Consider the following 16217-nt stretch of genomic DNA (forward strand, 5'->3'; position numbering starts at 1 on the left):
GACGCACGCGCCGCCAACACAATAACAATCGGGTCAGTTGAGCAACATGAGTCATAAAAACAGACCGTGGCGAGGCAAGCGCGGCCAGCACCGGTGCCAGACACCCTGACCGGCCCGCTCCTCATCCCTATGCCAGGGCATCTCACCCTCATACAAGGTGTTTATTTATGTCGTTTCTTCTCACCCAGCCCGCGCTGGCACAGCTGTTCGAGCGGCTGCTGCCCGATTACCAGATCATGGCGCCTGCGGCCGAATACCGGGGCGGCCGCTTCTCCGACACCGACAACGTCACCTACCACAGCATCCGTCATCCGGCCGATCTGGTGTGGCAGGAGAAGTCCCACTTCTCCCCGAAAGAGGTGGTACTCCCCATCACCCAGACCCTGTTCCACTTCGACAATCTGGAGCTGCGCGAATCAAAGGTGGAGGCCAAACCCACCCTGCTGTTCTTGCGCAGCTGCGATATCCACGCCCTGCGCCGGCTGGATCAGGTCTACCTGAACAACGGCCAGAACAGCGACGTCTACTACGCCCGGCTGCGCAGCAAGCTCAAGCTGGTGCTGCTGGAGTGCCGCGAGAGCTTCGAGAACTGCTTCTGCGTCTCCATGGGCAGCAACGAGACCCAAGACTACGCCGCCGCCATTCGTCTGAGCGATGAGGGGGCCCGCATCGAGGTGAAGGATCCCGAACTGCTCGGCTACTTTACCGAACTCGGTGAGCCCGACGACTTCACCCCGGAGTTCGTCCAGAGCAACCCGGTCAAGGTGCGTACCCCGGACAGCGTCTGTGACGACCCCCAGCGGATCCGCCAGATCCTCACCGCTCATCCGGTCTGGGCCGAGTACGACAGCCGCTGCATCGGCTGCGGCCGCTGTACCACCTCCTGCCCGACCTGCAGCTGCTACAGCGTGCACGACCTCACCTATGCGGAGAACCCCAAGCAGGGCGAGCGCCGTCGCCAGTGGGCCAGCTGCATGGTGGATGGCTTCAGCGACATGGCCGGTGGCCACGGTTTTCGCGCCAAGCATGGCGAGCGCCTGCGTTATCGCGCCCTGCACAAGGTCAACGACTACAAGGCCCGTCAGGGGGAGGAGCACATGTGCGTCGGCTGCGGCCGCTGCGACGATCGCTGCCCTCACTACATCTCCTTTAGCAACATCATCAACAAGATGACCGATGTGGTCGAACAGACCATCGCAGCCGACAACGCGCAGGGGGCGAACTGATATGTGCCAGTGCCAGCAAACCGCAACAGCAGAACCGCAGCAGGAAGCAGTCGAAAACCGCCTGCTGCCCAAGGCCTACACCATTCTGGCCATCGAGCGTCACACCGAGCTGGAGTGGAACTTTCGGGTCTCCCGCGACTTTGATGTCCACTACGGCCAGTTTGTGGAGATCTCCCTGCCCACCGTCGGCGAAGCGCCCATCTCGGTCTCCGACTATGGCGATGGTTATGTGGATCTGTTGATCCGCAAGGTCGGCAAGGTGACCGATGCGCTGTTTGCCCTCGATGTGGGCGACAAGGTGTGGATGCGCGGCGTCCACGGCAACGGCTATCCGCTGGAGACCTACCGCAACCAGCACCTCATCGTGGTGGCGGGCGGCACCGGCGTCGCCCCGGTCAAGGGGCTGCTGCGCCGCTTCAGTAAACACCCGGAAGAGGTGAAATCCCTCGACATGATCCTCGGCTTCAAGAACGAGCAGGCGGTGCTCTATCGCCACGAGATGCCGCTCTGGGCCGAGCAGCAGAACCTTATCGTCACCCTGGATGAGGGCAAGGAGAGCGAGCAGTTTCGCATCGGCCGGGTCACCGACTACATCGACCAGCTGGATCTCGCTGACAAGGAGGATATCCAGGTGATCGTGGTCGGCCCCCCCATCATGATCCGCTTCGTGGTGCTCGCCTTCCTCGAACGAGGCATCCCCAAGGATCGCATCTGGGTCGACTACGAACGCCGCATGGCCTGCGCCGTGGGCAAGTGTGGCCACTGCCGGATGGGCGACACCTATATCTGCGTGGATGGACCGGTCTTTCGTTTTGACCAGGCCCAGCATCTGATCGACTGAGGGAGAACACCATGAGTCTCGATATCGACATCATCAAGGCCCGCGCCAAGAACGAATACCGCCTCTCCAAGGTGCGCGGCGAAGCGATGATCAGCGTACGCATTCCCGGCGGGATCATGCCCGCCCACCTGCTGGCGGTGGCCCAGCAGATCGCCGAACAGTATGGCAACGGCCTGATCCACCTCACCACCCGCCAGAAGCTGGCGATGCCCGGAATCAAGTATCAGGACATGGACAAGGTCAACGCCGCCCTCGAACCCTTTATCAAGGAGATCGAGGTGGAGACCTGCGGCATCGAGGTTGAGGATACCCAAGCCGGTTACCAGACCATCGGCGGGCGCAACATCGTCGCCTGTCAGGGCAACACCATCTGCCAGAAGGGCAATATCGACTGCACCGGGCTGGCCCAGCGGATGGAGAAACACCTCTACCCCAACCCCTATCACCTCAAGATGGTGATCGCTGGCTGCCCCAACGACTGCGCCAAGGCCAACATGGCCGACTTCGGTATCCTCGGCATCGCCAAAATCCACTTCAATGCCGAGCGCTGTATCGGCTGCGGCGCCTGTGTCAAGGCATGCAGCCACCACGCAGTGGATTGCCTCGCCATCAAGCATGGCAAGGCGGTCAAGGAGGAGAGCAAGTGCATCGGCTGTGGCGAGTGTGTGCTGGCCTGCCCGACCCTCGCCTGGCAGCGGGATCCCAAGCAGCTCTATATGGTCAAGCTGGGGGGACGCACCAGCAAGAAGACCCCCCGTACCGGCAAGCTGTTCCTCAACTGGGTGACCGAAGAGGTGCTGCATGCGGTGATCAAGAACCTGTTCGAGTTCGAGGCCGAGATGCTGGATGGCAAACCCATCTACCTGCACATGGGTCACCTTATCGACCGGGCCGGTTATCACAAGTTCAAGGAGCGGGTGCTGCGCGGCGTCACCCTCAACCCGGAAGCCATGGTCGCTGACCGCATCTTCTGGGCCGAAGATCAGTACGTCGCCAACATGCACGTCAAAGCGGTGCAATAGGAAAAACCTCGTTTGGGGAAGCGTGATCAAGTGGCCGACACCGGTGGGGATCTGTCGTTGGCCCGGGCGTAGATCACCCTTCCCCTTTTTTATTCCCGTCGGGGGATCTTTCCCCCGACCATCCGGGGTACGTCACAGCGTGCCCTGCTATCTCGCCCGGCGCGGCATTGCGAGCGGGCCAGCATCCGGAGCCTGTTATGGACTTTCTCCCTCTCTTCTGTCAGTTGCAAAACAAGCCGGTCCTGATCGTCGGCGGCGGTGAAGTGGCGGTGCGCAAGGCGCGCCTGCTGCTCGATGCCAAGGCGAAGATCACCATCAATGCCCCGCACCTGGAACCCCAGCTGATGAGCTGGGCCGAGCAGGGTCGCCTGACCGTCTGCGCCGCCGGCTTTCATCCCGAACTGCTCGATGGCAAGTGGCTGGTGATCGCCGCCACCAACCAACAAGATGTCAATCATCATGTCTTTCACGAGGCGAACCTGCGCCAGATCTTCTGCAATGTGGTGGACTCCCCGGCCCACTGCAGCGCCATCATGCCCGCGATCATTGACCGCTCGCCGCTGATGGTGGCCATCTCCAGCGCAGGTTCGGCGCCGGTTCTAAGCCGCCAGCTGCGGGAAAAATTCGAAGCCATGCTGCCGCAACACCTCGGCCAACTCGCAGCGCTGGCGGGCAAGCTGCGCGAGCGGGTCAAACTGATTCCGGACAAGCTGGCCCGCCGCCGCTTCTGGGAGCGGCTCTTTAGCCACGATCGCCTCGCCCGCCAACTGGCCCGCGGCCAGCAGCAGGCTGCCGAGCAGAGCGTCGCCGAGCTACTCGAGGAGCAACCGCAGAGCAAGGGGAGCGTCACCCTGGTGGGAGCAGGGCCCGGCGATGCGGGGCTGCTTACCCTGAGCGGTCTGCAGCAGCTGCAGCAAGCGGATGTGGTGGTCTATGACCGGCTGGTCTCGCAGGAGGTGTTGGCGCTTGTTCGCCGGGATGCCGAGCGGATCTTTGTTGGCAAGGAGGCGGGCCGCCACTGCGTACCCCAGCAGGCGATCAACCAGCTGTTGCTGGAACAAGCGCAGCTGGGCAAACAGGTGGTACGGCTCAAGGGGGGCGATCCCTTTATCTTTGGCCGGGGCGGTGAGGAGCTGGAGACCCTGGCCGAGGCGGGCATTCCCTTCTCGGTGGTGCCGGGCATCACGGCCGCCTCGGGCTGCGCCGCCTACAGCGGCATTCCCCTCACCCACCGCGATCACGCCCAGCGGGTGCAGTTCATCACCGGTCACGACAAGGAGGGCAGCATCGCCCAGGAGTGGTCGGCGCTGGCCGCCCCTCACCAGACCCTGGTGTTCTACATGGGGTTGGCCCACGCCGCCCGTATTCAGGATGAGCTGCAAACCCACAGCATGCCCGGCCACACCCCGGTGGCACTGGTGGAACAAGGTACCCGGCTCAGCCAGCGGGTGGTGCGCGGCGAGCTGCAACAACTGGCGGCACTGGCCCGGCGAGTCAGGAGCCCGAGTCTTATCATCATCGGCTCGGTGGTCACCCTGGCCGACAAACTGGACTGGTATGGGGAGGCCAATACCATCATCGGGGTCTGATCCGGCAGTCGCGCCAAGCGGCGAGCTAATCCCTTAGCCCCCCAGAGGCCAAAAAGCAGACACCGGGTAACCGGTGTCTGCTTTTTCATCAGTAATATATGCGCTAAACCGCGCGCCCGTTACTGCAGGGTGATGGGGCCGCTATTCTGGGCATCGCTGTCATTCCAGTCGCTCTCATTACGAATACGCGGGTCCCCCTGCAAGGTGTAGAGGATGGTGCCCTGACGAAATTGCAGTGCGCCGTCGGTGCGCTTGGCTTTCACCTTCACGCCGTTGACCCACACCTGCTCCTTGCCATCGATCTGAATATTGGCCACCGTGGCACCGGTCTCGCTATTTTTGGCGGTCCACTTGCCCTGATAGGGAGAGTCCCCCTTGGCCATCGGCAGCGCAGCATCCTTGCCCGCCGACCAGGCGCTGACCGTACAGATGCCGTTGGCCCGCTTGTCATGCTTGATGGCGTAATCAACGCTGGGTTCGCTGTTGGCCGATGCAGAGGTAATGCCGATCATGATCTTGCCGCTCTGGGCGCTATAGGCGGTCGGCGCATCGGTTTTCAGGGTGGCCTTTTTACCATTGATAAAGACATTGCCCCCTTGCGCCTTGACCTGAATATTCATCGGGCAGCTGGCGGTAAAGTTGGGAACGGCCGCGGCGGCACTACCGGCATAAGCGGCGATGGCCAGCGTGATAACAGTCAACGGAGCAGATTTTTTGTGCATCTTGATACGCCTTCAAAAATTGTGGTGCAAGCCAAAAAATAGTGGTTCAAGCAACGTGGGGTTCATCCGTGAGAGGTGTCGTCCTGATGGCACCTAATCTAGTCCAGCTGTTCAGGGGGACCCAGTTAAAAAAAATAAAACCCGCGCCATCAAGTTATGAAAAAATATAAATGCTTAAAATCATAATGTTACCGTCACTGATGGCATTTTTTCAACGCCTCGGCCACTCCTCTTTGCCCGCAATGGGGCATCAAAAAAGCCGATAACCCGGTTATCGGCTTTGGCCTGCACAGCTGGCGGCAGGATATCAGACCACCACGGCGGTGCCGCTGATGCTGACCATCAGCATACTGCCGTTTTGCCCCACCACCTCGTAGTCGATATCGATGCCGACCACCGCAGTGGCACCGAGGGCGGCGGCGCGCTCTTTCAATTCGTCAAAGGCGATCTCGCGGGCACGAGCCAGCTCTTTTTCGTAGGCGCCGGAGCGGCCGCCGATGATGTCGCGGATCCCGGCAAAGAGATCCTTGAAGATATTGGCGCCGAGAATGGCTTCGCCTACCACTATGCCGCGGTATTCACGAATGGTTTTGCCTTCCAGCGTGGGGGTGGTCGAGAGGATCATCTTGAACTCCTGTGAGTAACCGAACTTTCAGACTACCGCAACGGTTGGCAAATCCCAACCCGCCAACCATGGCCACCGACAAACTCTGGCGACCACGAGACCCTGACCATATGGCCGCTGGTCAAGGTCAAGGTCAAGGTCAAGGTCAAGGTCAAGGTCAAGGTCAAGTTCCATCGTCTCATACCATCGGCTCAAGAGTTTCGTGACGGGCCAGAAAGCCATCGCAGATGGCTCACCATTTTCCTTATCCGATAAGGTATTTCCCGACCTGAAACACCCGCTGATAAAAGCGGGCGTCGATATGATGGATGCCTTTTTAAGGCTGGTGGAATAATATTTTTGCACCGCATCACACCAACCGTGAAGCCTCACTTAATTATCAAATACAAGATATTTAATGGTTGTCTGTTTATAAGAAAACAGGCCACTTGTTTTCAGGTTTTATAATGTACAGCGATGGATGAATATCCGCCGACAGTGCGCTACCAGCCACGATTTTACCGGCTGCAGCCCCCCTCGGATAACCACCAGTTATATTCGCTATAAGGCGACAACTTACCCCGAACTGCATAGAGTAAAACGGTTGAAAGCTTATTGTGTTTAATTCCCCGATGGGATAGCCCACCGCCGTAACAATATATGCACAGTAGATTGCTATTTCGGTGTCTGTTTCGGTGTCTGCGCTGATTCGGAATAACGGTAACAGCACATTATTTATCTGCTTTCATACAGCATTTTTGTGTACTAAATCACATCAAATTAGGAGTGGGAGCCAATAATGGCCATTCATTTAAACAAAATAGCAATGAGCCTTGCATTAATGGCCACTGCTGGTAGTGCCGCAGCAGCCGCCAAACCCAACATTCTTGCCATCATGGGTGATGACATCGGCTACTGGAACATCAGCGCCTACAACCAGGGCATGATGGGCTACCAGACCCCTAACCTGGAACGTATCGCCAATGAAGGCGCGATCTTTACCGATCACTACGGTCAGCAATCCTGTACCGCCGGTCGTGCCGCCTTTATCACCGGTGAAGAGCCTTTCCGTACCGGCTTGCTGACTATCGGCATGCCTGGCTCTACCCACGGTATTCCAGAATGGACTCCCACCATTGGTGATCTGCTCAAAGAGCAGGGTTACATGACAGGTCAGTTCGGCAAGAACCACCTGGGTGACCGTGACCAGCATCTGCCGACCAAACACGGCTTTGACGAGTTCTTCGGTAACCTCTACCACCTGAACGCAGAAGAAGAGCCGGAAACTTACTACTACCCGAAAGATCCGGAGTTCAAGAAGAAGTTCGGCCCGCGCGGCGTAATCAAGTCTTCTGCTGATGGCAAGATTGAAGATACCGGCCCCATGACCCGCAAGCGCATGGAGCACGCTGACGAGGAGTTCCTCGAATCCTCACTGGCCTTTATGGAGAAAGCGGTCAAGGCCAAGAAGCCTTTCTTCATCTGGCACAACGCCACCCGTATGCACGTCTGGACCCGCCTGCAAGAGAAGTATCAGGGCAAATCCGGTATCAGCATCTATGCCGATGGCATGCTGGAGCACGATGACCACGTAGGTATCCTGCTCAACAAGCTGGACGAGCTGGGTGTCGCCAACAACACCATCGTTATCTATACCACCGACAACGGCGCCGAGACCGGTAGCTGGCCAGATGGCGGTACCACTCCGTTCTACGGCGAGAAGGGCACCACCTGGGAAGGCGGTACTCGCGTACCTCAGCTGGTTCGCTGGCCGGGCGTGATCAAGCCGGGCACCAAGGTCAACGCCATGATGGCGCACCAGGACTGGATGCCTACTCTGCTGGCCGCCGCCGGTGTACCGGATGTGAAAGAGCAGCTGGCCAAAGGCTACAAGGCTAACGGCAAAGAGTGGCGTGTACACCTGGACGGCTACAACTTCATGCCGTACCTGTCTGGTAAAACCGAGACTGCACCGCGCAACTCCATGCTCTACTTCTCTGCCAACGGCGAGCTGAACGCCGTGCGCTGGAATGATTTCAAGCTGAACTTCGCCACCATGCAGGGCAACATCTCCGATGCCACCCGCGTGATCCCGAACTGGCCGCAAATCATCAACCTGCGCGCCGATCCGTTCGAGAAGGCACCGCACGAGTCAGGCATGTACATGCGCTGGATGGCTGACAACATGTGGCTGTTCGTACCGGTACAGGGGATCCTGAAAGGGTTCTTCGACACCCTGCCAGCTTACCCGATGCAGCAGAGCTTCCAGATGAACCCAGCCAACATCAGCTCCCAGAGCCTGATGCTGCAGGGCAAGCTCGCCGAGCTGGAAGCACTGAAGCAGAAAGTCGCCACCATCAAGTAAGACGGTGACTCCAACGCCCATCAATCTCTGGTGGGCGTTTTCAATTTCCACATGGCTCGTCCCGAACCCTGTGAAAATTGAAAACCCGTTGACTCGTCTGTCAAACATCTCTCATCGCCTCGTTATCTGCACTGGAAATCCCTATGAACCCCTTGCAACAACAGCTCTCTCAACTCATCGAACAGGTTGGTCAAAGCGTGGTCGGCCAGTCCCATGTGATCCGTGCCCTGGTGATTGGTCTGCTGACCAATAGTCATGTGCTCCTTGAAGGCTTGCCCGGTACCGCCAAGACCCGCTCGGTCAAGGCGCTGGCCGAGGCGCTCAATGCCAGCTTCGGCCGTATTCAGTTCACCCCCGATCTGCTCCCCTCCGATGTGACCGGCACCGAGATGTATCAGGAGCATGACGGTGCCCACCAGCTGCGCTTCCAGCCCGGCCCCATCTTCAACAGCATTGTACTGGCTGATGAGGTGAACCGCGCCCCGGCCAAGGTGCAAGCAGCCCTGCTGGAGGCGATGGCAGAAGGCACTGTCACCGTCGGTGACAAGAGCCATCGCCTGCCCGAGCTCTTTATGGTGCTGGCCACCCAGAACCCCGTCGAGCAGGAGGGCACCTACCCGCTGCCGGAAGCCCAGATGGACCGTTTTGCCCTCAAGGTCTCGGTCGCCTACCCCGATGATGAGGCCGAGCTGGCCATCATTCGGCTGGTGCGCGCCGAAGAGAGTGGCAACCGCCAGCAAGGCGACCATTTCGCCCCGCTCTCCCCTGAGCTGATTTTGCAGGCAAGAGCAGAGCTCTCGGCCATGACGGTATCACCGCTGGTGGAGCACTACATCATCGGCTTGGTGATGGCAACCCGCCATCCCGACCGTTACCCGGACACAGGGCTGCCCCAGTGGATTGCGGTCGGTGCCAGCCCCCGCGCCTCTATCTCGCTCGATAAATGTGCCCGCGCCTACGCCTGGCTGCAGGGCCGCAACCATGTGCTGCCGGATGATGTGCGGGCCATGGTGCCCAGCGTGCTGGGTCACCGCTTTACCCTCAGTTACGACGCACTGGCAGACGGGGTGGATCACCAGCAGGTGGTGATGGCGCTGCTCGATCACGTTGTCATCGGGTAAGCCATCCTATGGATCACCGTACCTTGCCCCATGGCGCAACGCCCCCCCAGCCAGATCCACGGATCCACTGTGACTACTTGCGACTGGTCCGGCTACAGAGTCTGGTCGGGCAGTTTTCCCTGTTGCCTCGGCGCAACAGCGGCAGCGTGTTGTGCGGTCGCCATCAATCCCGTTTTCGTGGCCGTGGTCTCAACTTCGAGGAGCTGCGTCACTACCAGCAAGGGGACGATATCCGGACCCTGGACTGGAAAGTGACCCTGCGCACCGGCCGCCCCCATGTCCGTAGCTACAGCGAAGAGAAAGATCGCCATGTGATCCTCTGCGTTGATCAGCGCAGCAGCATGTTCTTCTCCTCGGTCGAAGTGATGAAGTCAGTGGTGGCCGCTGAAGTGGCGGCGCTGCTTGGCTGGCAGGTGCTTAAAGAGAACGATCGGGTCGGGCTTGCCATCATGCGCAGTGACGGCGTGGAGTGGATGCGAGCACAGCGCTCTCGCGGCCACTGGCTGGCCCGCTTGCGCCAGCTCTGTGCGGCCAACCACGCCCTCTCGGTCAGCAGCCACGACCACGAGGCGACCGGATTGGCGCCATTGCTGGCCATGTTGGGCCGCCTCAAGCTCAAAAATGCCACCTTGATCTTTTTGAGCGACTGGGCGGGCGTCACCGAGGCCGATCTGACCCGCCTCGGCTATTTGCAGCAGCATAACGACGTGCTGGCCCTGCACATCGCCGATCCCCTTGAATCAACCCTGTCTGGCACCACCTCTGACGCCAGCTGGGTGGTCGGCAATGGTCAATACCAGCTCAATATCGCCCCTCATCAACTGCCCCTGCTGGATCAGGGTCTGGCGTGCCAACAGCAGCTCAAAAAAGATCAGTTGCTGCGGCTGATGGCCATCAAAGGATTGCCGCTTATCACCCTCGACACCCGTGGCCACCACCTCGCCCATCTCACCACCGCATTGGGAGGAAATCATCGATGATCCACAAGTTGCCCGGCACCTATATGCTGCGTGAACTGCAGGATGTGACTGTCCTGCCAGCCATCAGTTGGCAACCACAAACCGCTGGCTGGGTACTGATGGCCATGATCCTCGGGTCACTGGCATTGCTCTGGATCTATCACAGGGTGCAACTGTGGTGGCAACAGCGCTACCGGCGTGAGGCGCTGGCCGCCCTGCACACCCTCAACTGGTCCCATGCGGACACCAGCCTGACACTGTTTCACATCATCAAAGAGGTGCTGACCCATCTCTCACCCGGCTACGCCAAGCTGTTCGGCACCCCTCTGCTGCAGACCCTCGACAGCGCCATGCCTGATCGCCAAACCCGCTTCGCCACCGAACTGGGTGAACGCTGGCTGGTCTCGCTGGTGTGTGATCAGGTGGTGCTGAGTGTCGGCGATCAGCTCTGTCTGGTCTCCCTGTGCAGCGACTGGCTGCAACATCATCAAGCGCCATGCCCCAGCACTGCGCTGACGGTGGAGGCTCGTCATGCTTGATGCCGGTCTCGAGTTTGCCCACCCCCACTGCTTCTGGCTGCTGCCCCTGCCCTTGCTGGTGTTTCGCCTCATTCCGGCCTATCGCACCCGGCAAAGTGCCATCAAGGTGCCCTTCTTCGATCTGCTGGTCTCCCTGCTGGACGAACCGCCGCAAGAGGGGGCAACCCAGCTCACCGCCAGCTGGTGGCAACGGATCGCGCTGCTGCTGGTCTGGCTGATGGCGGTAGTGGCGCTGGCCAAACCGACCATCTATGGACCGCCCCAGGTACGGGAGCGGTTCGGGCGGGATGTGATGATAGTGCTGGACCTCTCCGGCTCCATGGCCGAAACCGACTTCTCACCGGATCCCGGCAAGCCCATCAATCGGCTGGAGGCGGCCAAAGGGGTACTGACCCAATTTGCCGCCAAGCGCCAAGGTGATCGGCTGGGGCTCATCCTGTTTGGTGATGCCGCCTTTATTCAGGCACCGTTTACCGCCGATCTCGACACCTGGCAGACCCTGCTGCAAGAGACCGATGTGGCCATAGCGGGCCAGAGCACCCATCTGGGGGATGCCATCGGTCTGGCTATCAAGGTGTTCAACCAAAGTGAGCGCACTGAGCCGAATGTCCAGACGGCCGGCAAACGGGAGAAGGTCGCCATCATTCTCACCGATGGCAACGACACCGGCAGTTTCGTCAGCCCCCGCGATGCGGCCCGGGTAGCTGCGGTCAACGGGGTGCGGCTGCACACCATCGCCATGGGGGATCCGGCGACCGTTGGCGAACAGGCGCTCGATCTCGATACCTTGCAGCAACTGGCAACCCTGACCGGCGGCCAGCTGTTTCAAGCCCTCGACCAGGCCGCGCTGGCGCAGGCCTATCAGGTGATCGATACCCTGGAACCGCAACGTTACGAGAGCACCCATTTTCAGACCCGCGAAAGCCTGCACCACTACCTGATTGCCGCCAGCGTCGGCCTCTATCTCGGTCTCTTTTCCCTGTTGACCCTCAGGCGCTACCGCCTGCGCCCTGCTCGCCAAGGAGACACCCCATGATTGATACCCTGTTCTGGCAACAGCTCTGGTTAAATGCCCACTTTCTGCGCCCCTGGTGGCTGCTTGCCTTTATCCCCCTTGCCGCCATCATCCTGCTGCGCTGGCGCATGGATGACGCGAAAAACTGGCAACAGCGACTGCCATCTCATCTGCGCAAGGCATTGACCCTGGGGGAAGAGGGCTGGAAAAAGAACCTGCCCCTCAAGGCGCTGGCACTGATCATGGGGCTTGCCATCCTGATCTGCGCCGGCCCGACCTGGAGCCGTGAGCCCTCCCCCTTTGGTGAAGATCAGGGCGCACTGCTGATCCTGCTCGATAACAGTGATTCCATGCTGGAAGAGGATATCGCCCCCAACCGGCTGACCCGTGCCAAACAGAAGATCGGTGATCTGCTGGCCACCCGCAGTGGCGGACGCACCAGTCTGGTGGTGTTTGCCGGCTCGGCCCATACCGCCATGCCGCTGACCCGCGACAATACGGTGTTCACCCCGTTTCTCGCTGCCATCAGCCCCGCGATCATGCCCAAAGCGGGCAAGCACACCGAGCAGGTGATCCCGCTGCTCACCGAACAGCTGGCCAATGAAGCTGGCAGCACCGTCTTGCTGGTCAGTGACGGCATCAGCCCGTCGGCCATTGCCCCACTGGCTGACTATTTCAAGGCGCAATCCCATCAACTGTTGATCCTGGCTGCCGGCGATCCTGCCCTCAGTGGCAAACGCCCGCTGGAGCTGGCCTCACTGCGGCGACTGGCGAGCGACAGCAACGCCACCCTGCTTACCATGACGGTGGATAATGACGATGTAGCGAGCATCAACCGGGCGATTGCTCGCCACTTCTTGATCCACAGCGACTCCCTGATGCCCTGGCATGACATCGGCTACAACTTGCTGTTTCCGGTTGTAGCCCTGTTGCTGCTGTGGTTTCGCAAAGGGTGGCTGGTGCAGTGGGGTCTGGTGGCGGCAGTCAGCCTCTCCCTGCTGCAAGCGGCACCGGCGCACGCCACCACCTTTTCACTGGCCCCCGCAGAGCCCACAGAGCCTGCGACTAATCACTGGGTTGAGGAGCTGAAACAGCAGTGGCTCGATCTCTGGCTCACCCCGGATCAGCAAGGGCAGTGGTACTTCCAGCGCGGCGACTATCTCGAAGCAGCCAAACGCTATGAAGATCCCCTCTACAAAGGGGTGGCCTACTACTATGGCGCCGAATTTGCGCTGGCCCAGTCGGCCTTTTTACAAGCCGATACCGAACAGGCGTTGCTCTATGCGGGCAATGCCCTTGCCAGACAACGGGAGTATCTGGCCGCCCGCCGGCTGTTCCAGCAACTGGCTGACGAAGCCAATGACCCAGCGGTGCGTCAATCAGCCGCCCACAACTATCAGGTGATGAGGGGGATCGTCGATGAGATCAACCGCGCCAGCCAGAGCCAGACCGGGACACCGGACGGGCCTGACCACTCCCGTGAGTTGCCCGAAAATGAACCACGCACCGCCGAAGGGGCAGAGGAGAAAGTCGCCGCCGCCCTGATGGAGCGCGAGACCCTGACCGCGGACCAGATCCTGGCCAATCCTGCCCAGGCCGAAAAATGGCTGCGCCGGGTCGAATCCGACCCCGCTGATTTTCTGCAAGCCAAATTCCGCCTGCAGTTACACACGCGGCAGACTCAGGCGATCTCACGCCCTCATCCCGCAGCCACCACCGAGGAGCCTGCCCATGTGCAACAGGCGCAATAACATTTGCCGCTGGCTGCTCGCCACGACCACAGTGCTGAGCACCCTGCTGCTGGCCCCGGTTACCCTGGGGGCAGAGGCGCAACCTGCGACCCAGATCACCCTGAAAAGCTGGCTGAAAGAGCAGCCAGCGGAACATGGCCCTTATGCGGTCAACCAGCAGATCACCCTCTATCTGGAACTGGCCACCAACCGCTGGTTTACCGCCGGTACCCGCATCAGTCAGTTCGAACTGCCTGGGGTGATGGTCAAGCAACGCAGTGAAATGGCCACCAACTTCACCCAGCGCCAAGACGGGGAGACCTGGTCGCACCAGCGCTGGGAGTTGAGCCTCTATCCCCAGCAATCGGGCCAGTTCGAGATCCCCGCAATTGCGGTACGCGCTACGGTTGCGCGTCCTGAAGGGGACTCCCGGCAGATCACCCTCACCACCCGGCCCCAGCGTTTTGCGGCCGCTCTGCCCGACCCCGCCCTGACGGTCGGGGGGCGCTGGTTGAGCGCCAGCAAGCTCACCCTGAACCAGACATGGCGCAGCTCCGGCGACAACAGGACCCAGGATGACAATGGTAGTGACGCGGGCGAACTGCGGGTGGGGGATGCCATCACCCGCACCGTCACCGCCAGCGGGCAAGATACCCTCTCGGTACTGATCCCGGCGCTGATCCCGACGATCGAAGGCACTGGCCTGCAGGCCTATCCGGCGCAGCCTCGCCTGAGCGACACTCAGGAGCGGGGGGAGTACCTCTCGACCCGGGAAGATCAGACCACCTACATAGTGCAGCAAGGGGGGGAACTGACCCTGCCCCCACTGGAGCTGAGATGGTGGAACAGCCAGCTCGGCCAACTGGAAACCCTGACCCTCCCGGGGCAAACCCTGCGGGTGCACCATACTCCCGCCTCCTGGCTGGCAGCCTATTGGCCCTGGCTGATCGGGGTGGCAAGCGGTTTGGCGTTGCTGGCACTGACACGCTTGGCCATCGCCCGTTACTACCGTCACCACCCTCGCCCACTCAGCTGGCAATACGGCACCGCCATCTGGCGCAAACAGTGGGGAACGGTGCGGGTGTTGGCCTATCGCTATCTGCGGGCCCGACGCGGGTCGCTGGAGCTGGCCAGTATCAGCAGTGATCCGGCGTGGCAGCAGCAACAGGCGGCCTTTCAGCAAGCAGATGGCGACCGCCCGCAAGCGTTCAAGATGGGATGGGCACTGGTGAAGCGGTTGTCATTGCCGACCGGTGATGGCGTTGCCCGGCTGTGTCGCACCGTTGGCTGGCGACCCGCCTTGCCGGGGCTGACAACCAGGGTGGACAAATCGGCTACTACCGGCCTCCCAGCCAGCGACAAGGAGAGATAAGCCACCACCCGGCCCCTGGATGGTTGTACCCGCAGACGCACTTCATTACACTGCCGAGACTGGACACCGGCCTGCTGCCGCGCCAATGCACTGGCGCGGCAGCATCTCTTTCCCTTGCTACCAAGCAATCATGGCGGCCGCGTGATCTACTTCACGAACATGTAACGAGGCCCCCTTTGCTTGACATCAGAAGTACCGAGCTGAATCTCATCCCGATCTTTGTCGCCATCTATGAAGAGCACAGCCTCTCCCGCGCGGCAACACGCATGGAGATCAGCCAACCTGCCGTTAGCAAAGCCCTCAAGCGACTGCGGGAGATCTACGATGATCCCCTGTTTCACCGCAAGGTGACGGGGATGGAGCCCACCTCGTTTGCCATCGACATCTACCCGGCGATGGCCGCTGCCCTGAAGAACTTCAGTTCGACCCTGTCAACCTCGCGCACCTTTAATCCAAAGACCTCGCAACGGGTCTTCTCCATCGCCTGCATTACCCTGGTCAGTGCCAACCTGATCCCGGCCTTGCTCTGCAAGATCAAAGCGCAGGCACCGGGTATTGCGCTGGAAGTGCACCCACTGTTTACCGAAGACATGGAAAGCGATCTGCGCATGCAGCGTTATGATCTCATCATCGACATGACGCCGAACGGGCGCAGCATGCTCAAGAGTGAGGTGCTCTATGCCGAGCAAGTCAAGGTGGTATGTGCCAGCGGGCACCCGCGACTGGGCACAACCCTGGCTGTAGAGGAGTATTTTTCCGAGGAGCATGTGGCGCTGGCCCAGTGGCAGGTCAGAGGCAGCATGATCACCGCCGAGCACCTGCCACAAATGGCCAATCGCAATATCGTGGTGCGGGTACCCACCGCCATGGAGATGCTGCCGATCATCGCGCGCAGCGAGATCATCGGGGTATTACCCCACTCCACCATAGATACCTTTAGCAATATGTATGATGTGCGAGCGCTGCCCTTCCCCTTTGCGGAGTCAGTGTTCAGCCTCTCGGCCATCTGGCACCCGAGCAGAAGTGCCGAAGCGGGGCACCGCTGGTTACGCCAGCAGCTGTTTGAGGTGATCAACGAGCTGGGGCTGATCACCGCCCAAGCGGCGCAATGA

At 60.3% G+C, this 16217-nt stretch carries 14 protein-coding genes; 12 read left to right on the plus strand and 2 right to left on the minus strand.

What is annotated here, in order from left to right; translation table 11 throughout:
• Nucleotides 1-167 precede the first annotated feature (167 nt).
• The 4 genes from asrA (at nucleotide 168) to cysG (ending at nucleotide 4678) form a co-directional block, all read left to right on the plus strand.
• A complete protein-coding gene (asrA, locus tag CK911_RS08480; protein ID WP_098969633.1) occupies nucleotides 168-1226 on the plus strand; it encodes an anaerobic sulfite reductase subunit AsrA in 1059 nt (352 codons plus the stop codon).
• A gap of 1 nt (nucleotide 1227) precedes the next feature.
• Entirely contained in the window at nucleotides 1228-2067 is an 840-nt protein-coding gene (gene asrB / locus CK911_RS08485) for an anaerobic sulfite reductase subunit AsrB (RefSeq protein ID WP_098969634.1), read from the plus strand.
• An 11-nt stretch (nucleotides 2068-2078) separates the two neighbouring features.
• Nucleotides 2079-3089: a sulfite reductase subunit C gene (gene asrC / locus CK911_RS08490; RefSeq protein WP_058056676.1), complete on the plus strand. Its 1011-nt coding sequence runs from the start codon at nucleotides 2079-2081 to the stop codon at nucleotides 3087-3089.
• A 197-nt stretch (nucleotides 3090-3286) separates the two neighbouring features.
• Nucleotides 3287-4678 (plus strand): siroheme synthase CysG, encoded by a 1392-nt coding sequence (cysG, locus tag CK911_RS08495; protein ID WP_098969635.1) that lies wholly within the window; start codon nucleotides 3287-3289, stop codon nucleotides 4676-4678.
• 119 nt (nucleotides 4679-4797) lie between these two features.
• On the opposite strand, the gene CK911_RS08500 is transcribed toward cysG, so the two are convergent.
• The gene (locus tag CK911_RS08500) at nucleotides 4798-5400 is read right to left on the minus strand and encodes a hypothetical protein (protein WP_098969636.1); all 603 of its coding nucleotides are present in this window, start codon (nucleotides 5398-5400) and stop codon (nucleotides 4798-4800) included.
• A 307-nt stretch (nucleotides 5401-5707) separates the two neighbouring features.
• On the minus strand, nucleotides 5708-6025 hold the full coding sequence (locus CK911_RS08505) for a heavy metal-binding domain-containing protein (RefSeq protein ID WP_042019164.1): 318 nt from the start codon (nucleotides 6023-6025) through the stop codon (nucleotides 5708-5710).
• Nucleotides 6026-6830: 805 nt separating this feature from the next.
• Between CK911_RS08505 and CK911_RS08515 the strand changes: the two genes are divergently transcribed.
• The 8 genes from CK911_RS08515 (at nucleotide 6831) to CK911_RS08550 (ending at nucleotide 16217) form a co-directional block, all read left to right on the plus strand.
• Complete coding sequence (locus tag CK911_RS08515; RefSeq protein ID WP_253860402.1) at nucleotides 6831-8369, plus strand: arylsulfatase; 1539 nt, start codon at nucleotides 6831-6833, stop codon at nucleotides 8367-8369.
• 143 nt (nucleotides 8370-8512) lie between these two features.
• Nucleotides 8513-9490, plus strand: coding sequence for a MoxR family ATPase (locus tag CK911_RS08520; RefSeq protein WP_098969639.1), 978 nt, complete (start codon nucleotides 8513-8515; stop codon nucleotides 9488-9490).
• A gap of 8 nt (nucleotides 9491-9498) precedes the next feature.
• A complete protein-coding gene (locus CK911_RS08525) occupies nucleotides 9499-10470 on the plus strand; it encodes a DUF58 domain-containing protein (RefSeq protein WP_098969640.1) in 972 nt (323 codons plus the stop codon).
• Entirely contained in the window at nucleotides 10467-10988 is a 522-nt protein-coding gene (locus CK911_RS08530) for a DUF4381 domain-containing protein (RefSeq protein WP_098969641.1), read from the plus strand. The genes CK911_RS08525 and CK911_RS08530 overlap by 4 nt, the downstream gene beginning before the upstream one ends.
• Nucleotides 10981-12024 (plus strand): VWA domain-containing protein, encoded by a 1044-nt coding sequence (locus CK911_RS08535; RefSeq protein ID WP_098969642.1) that lies wholly within the window; start codon nucleotides 10981-10983, stop codon nucleotides 12022-12024. The genes CK911_RS08530 and CK911_RS08535 overlap by 8 nt, the downstream gene beginning before the upstream one ends.
• Nucleotides 12021-13754 (plus strand): VWA domain-containing protein, encoded by a 1734-nt coding sequence (locus CK911_RS08540; protein ID WP_098969643.1) that lies wholly within the window; start codon nucleotides 12021-12023, stop codon nucleotides 13752-13754. Before CK911_RS08535 ends, CK911_RS08540 begins: the two co-directional genes overlap by 4 nt.
• Nucleotides 13735-15105 (plus strand): BatD family protein, encoded by a 1371-nt coding sequence (locus CK911_RS08545; protein WP_098969644.1) that lies wholly within the window; start codon nucleotides 13735-13737, stop codon nucleotides 15103-15105. The genes CK911_RS08540 and CK911_RS08545 overlap by 20 nt, the downstream gene beginning before the upstream one ends.
• A 176-nt stretch (nucleotides 15106-15281) precedes the next feature.
• A complete protein-coding gene (locus CK911_RS08550; RefSeq protein ID WP_098969645.1) occupies nucleotides 15282-16217 on the plus strand; it encodes a LysR family transcriptional regulator in 936 nt (311 codons plus the stop codon).

This window comes from Aeromonas sp. CU5, assembly GCF_002586745.1.
Classification (GTDB): Bacteria; Pseudomonadota; Gammaproteobacteria; order Enterobacterales; family Aeromonadaceae; genus Aeromonas; species Aeromonas sobria.

Coding starts and splice junctions, on each gene's coding strand:
- asrA (WP_098969633.1), top strand. CDS start 168: ATGTCGTTTCTTCTCACCCAGCCCGCGCTGGCACAGCTGTTCGAGCGG.
- asrB (WP_098969634.1), top strand. CDS start 1,228: ATGTGCCAGTGCCAGCAAACCGCAACAGCAGAACCGCAGCAGGAAGCA.
- asrC (WP_058056676.1), top strand. CDS start 2,079: ATGAGTCTCGATATCGACATCATCAAGGCCCGCGCCAAGAACGAATAC.
- cysG (WP_098969635.1), top strand. CDS start 3,287: ATGGACTTTCTCCCTCTCTTCTGTCAGTTGCAAAACAAGCCGGTCCTG.
- CK911_RS08500 (WP_098969636.1), bottom strand. CDS start 5,400: ATGCACAAAAAATCTGCTCCGTTGACTGTTATCACGCTGGCCATCGCC.
- CK911_RS08505 (WP_042019164.1), bottom strand. CDS start 6,025: ATGATCCTCTCGACCACCCCCACGCTGGAAGGCAAAACCATTCGTGAA.
- CK911_RS08515 (WP_253860402.1), top strand. CDS start 6,831: ATGAGCCTTGCATTAATGGCCACTGCTGGTAGTGCCGCAGCAGCCGCC.
- CK911_RS08520 (WP_098969639.1), top strand. CDS start 8,513: ATGAACCCCTTGCAACAACAGCTCTCTCAACTCATCGAACAGGTTGGT.
- CK911_RS08525 (WP_098969640.1), top strand. CDS start 9,499: ATGGATCACCGTACCTTGCCCCATGGCGCAACGCCCCCCCAGCCAGAT.
- CK911_RS08530 (WP_098969641.1), top strand. CDS start 10,467: ATGATCCACAAGTTGCCCGGCACCTATATGCTGCGTGAACTGCAGGAT.
- CK911_RS08535 (WP_098969642.1), top strand. CDS start 10,981: ATGCTTGATGCCGGTCTCGAGTTTGCCCACCCCCACTGCTTCTGGCTG.
- CK911_RS08540 (WP_098969643.1), top strand. CDS start 12,021: ATGATTGATACCCTGTTCTGGCAACAGCTCTGGTTAAATGCCCACTTT.
- CK911_RS08545 (WP_098969644.1), top strand. CDS start 13,735: ATGTGCAACAGGCGCAATAACATTTGCCGCTGGCTGCTCGCCACGACC.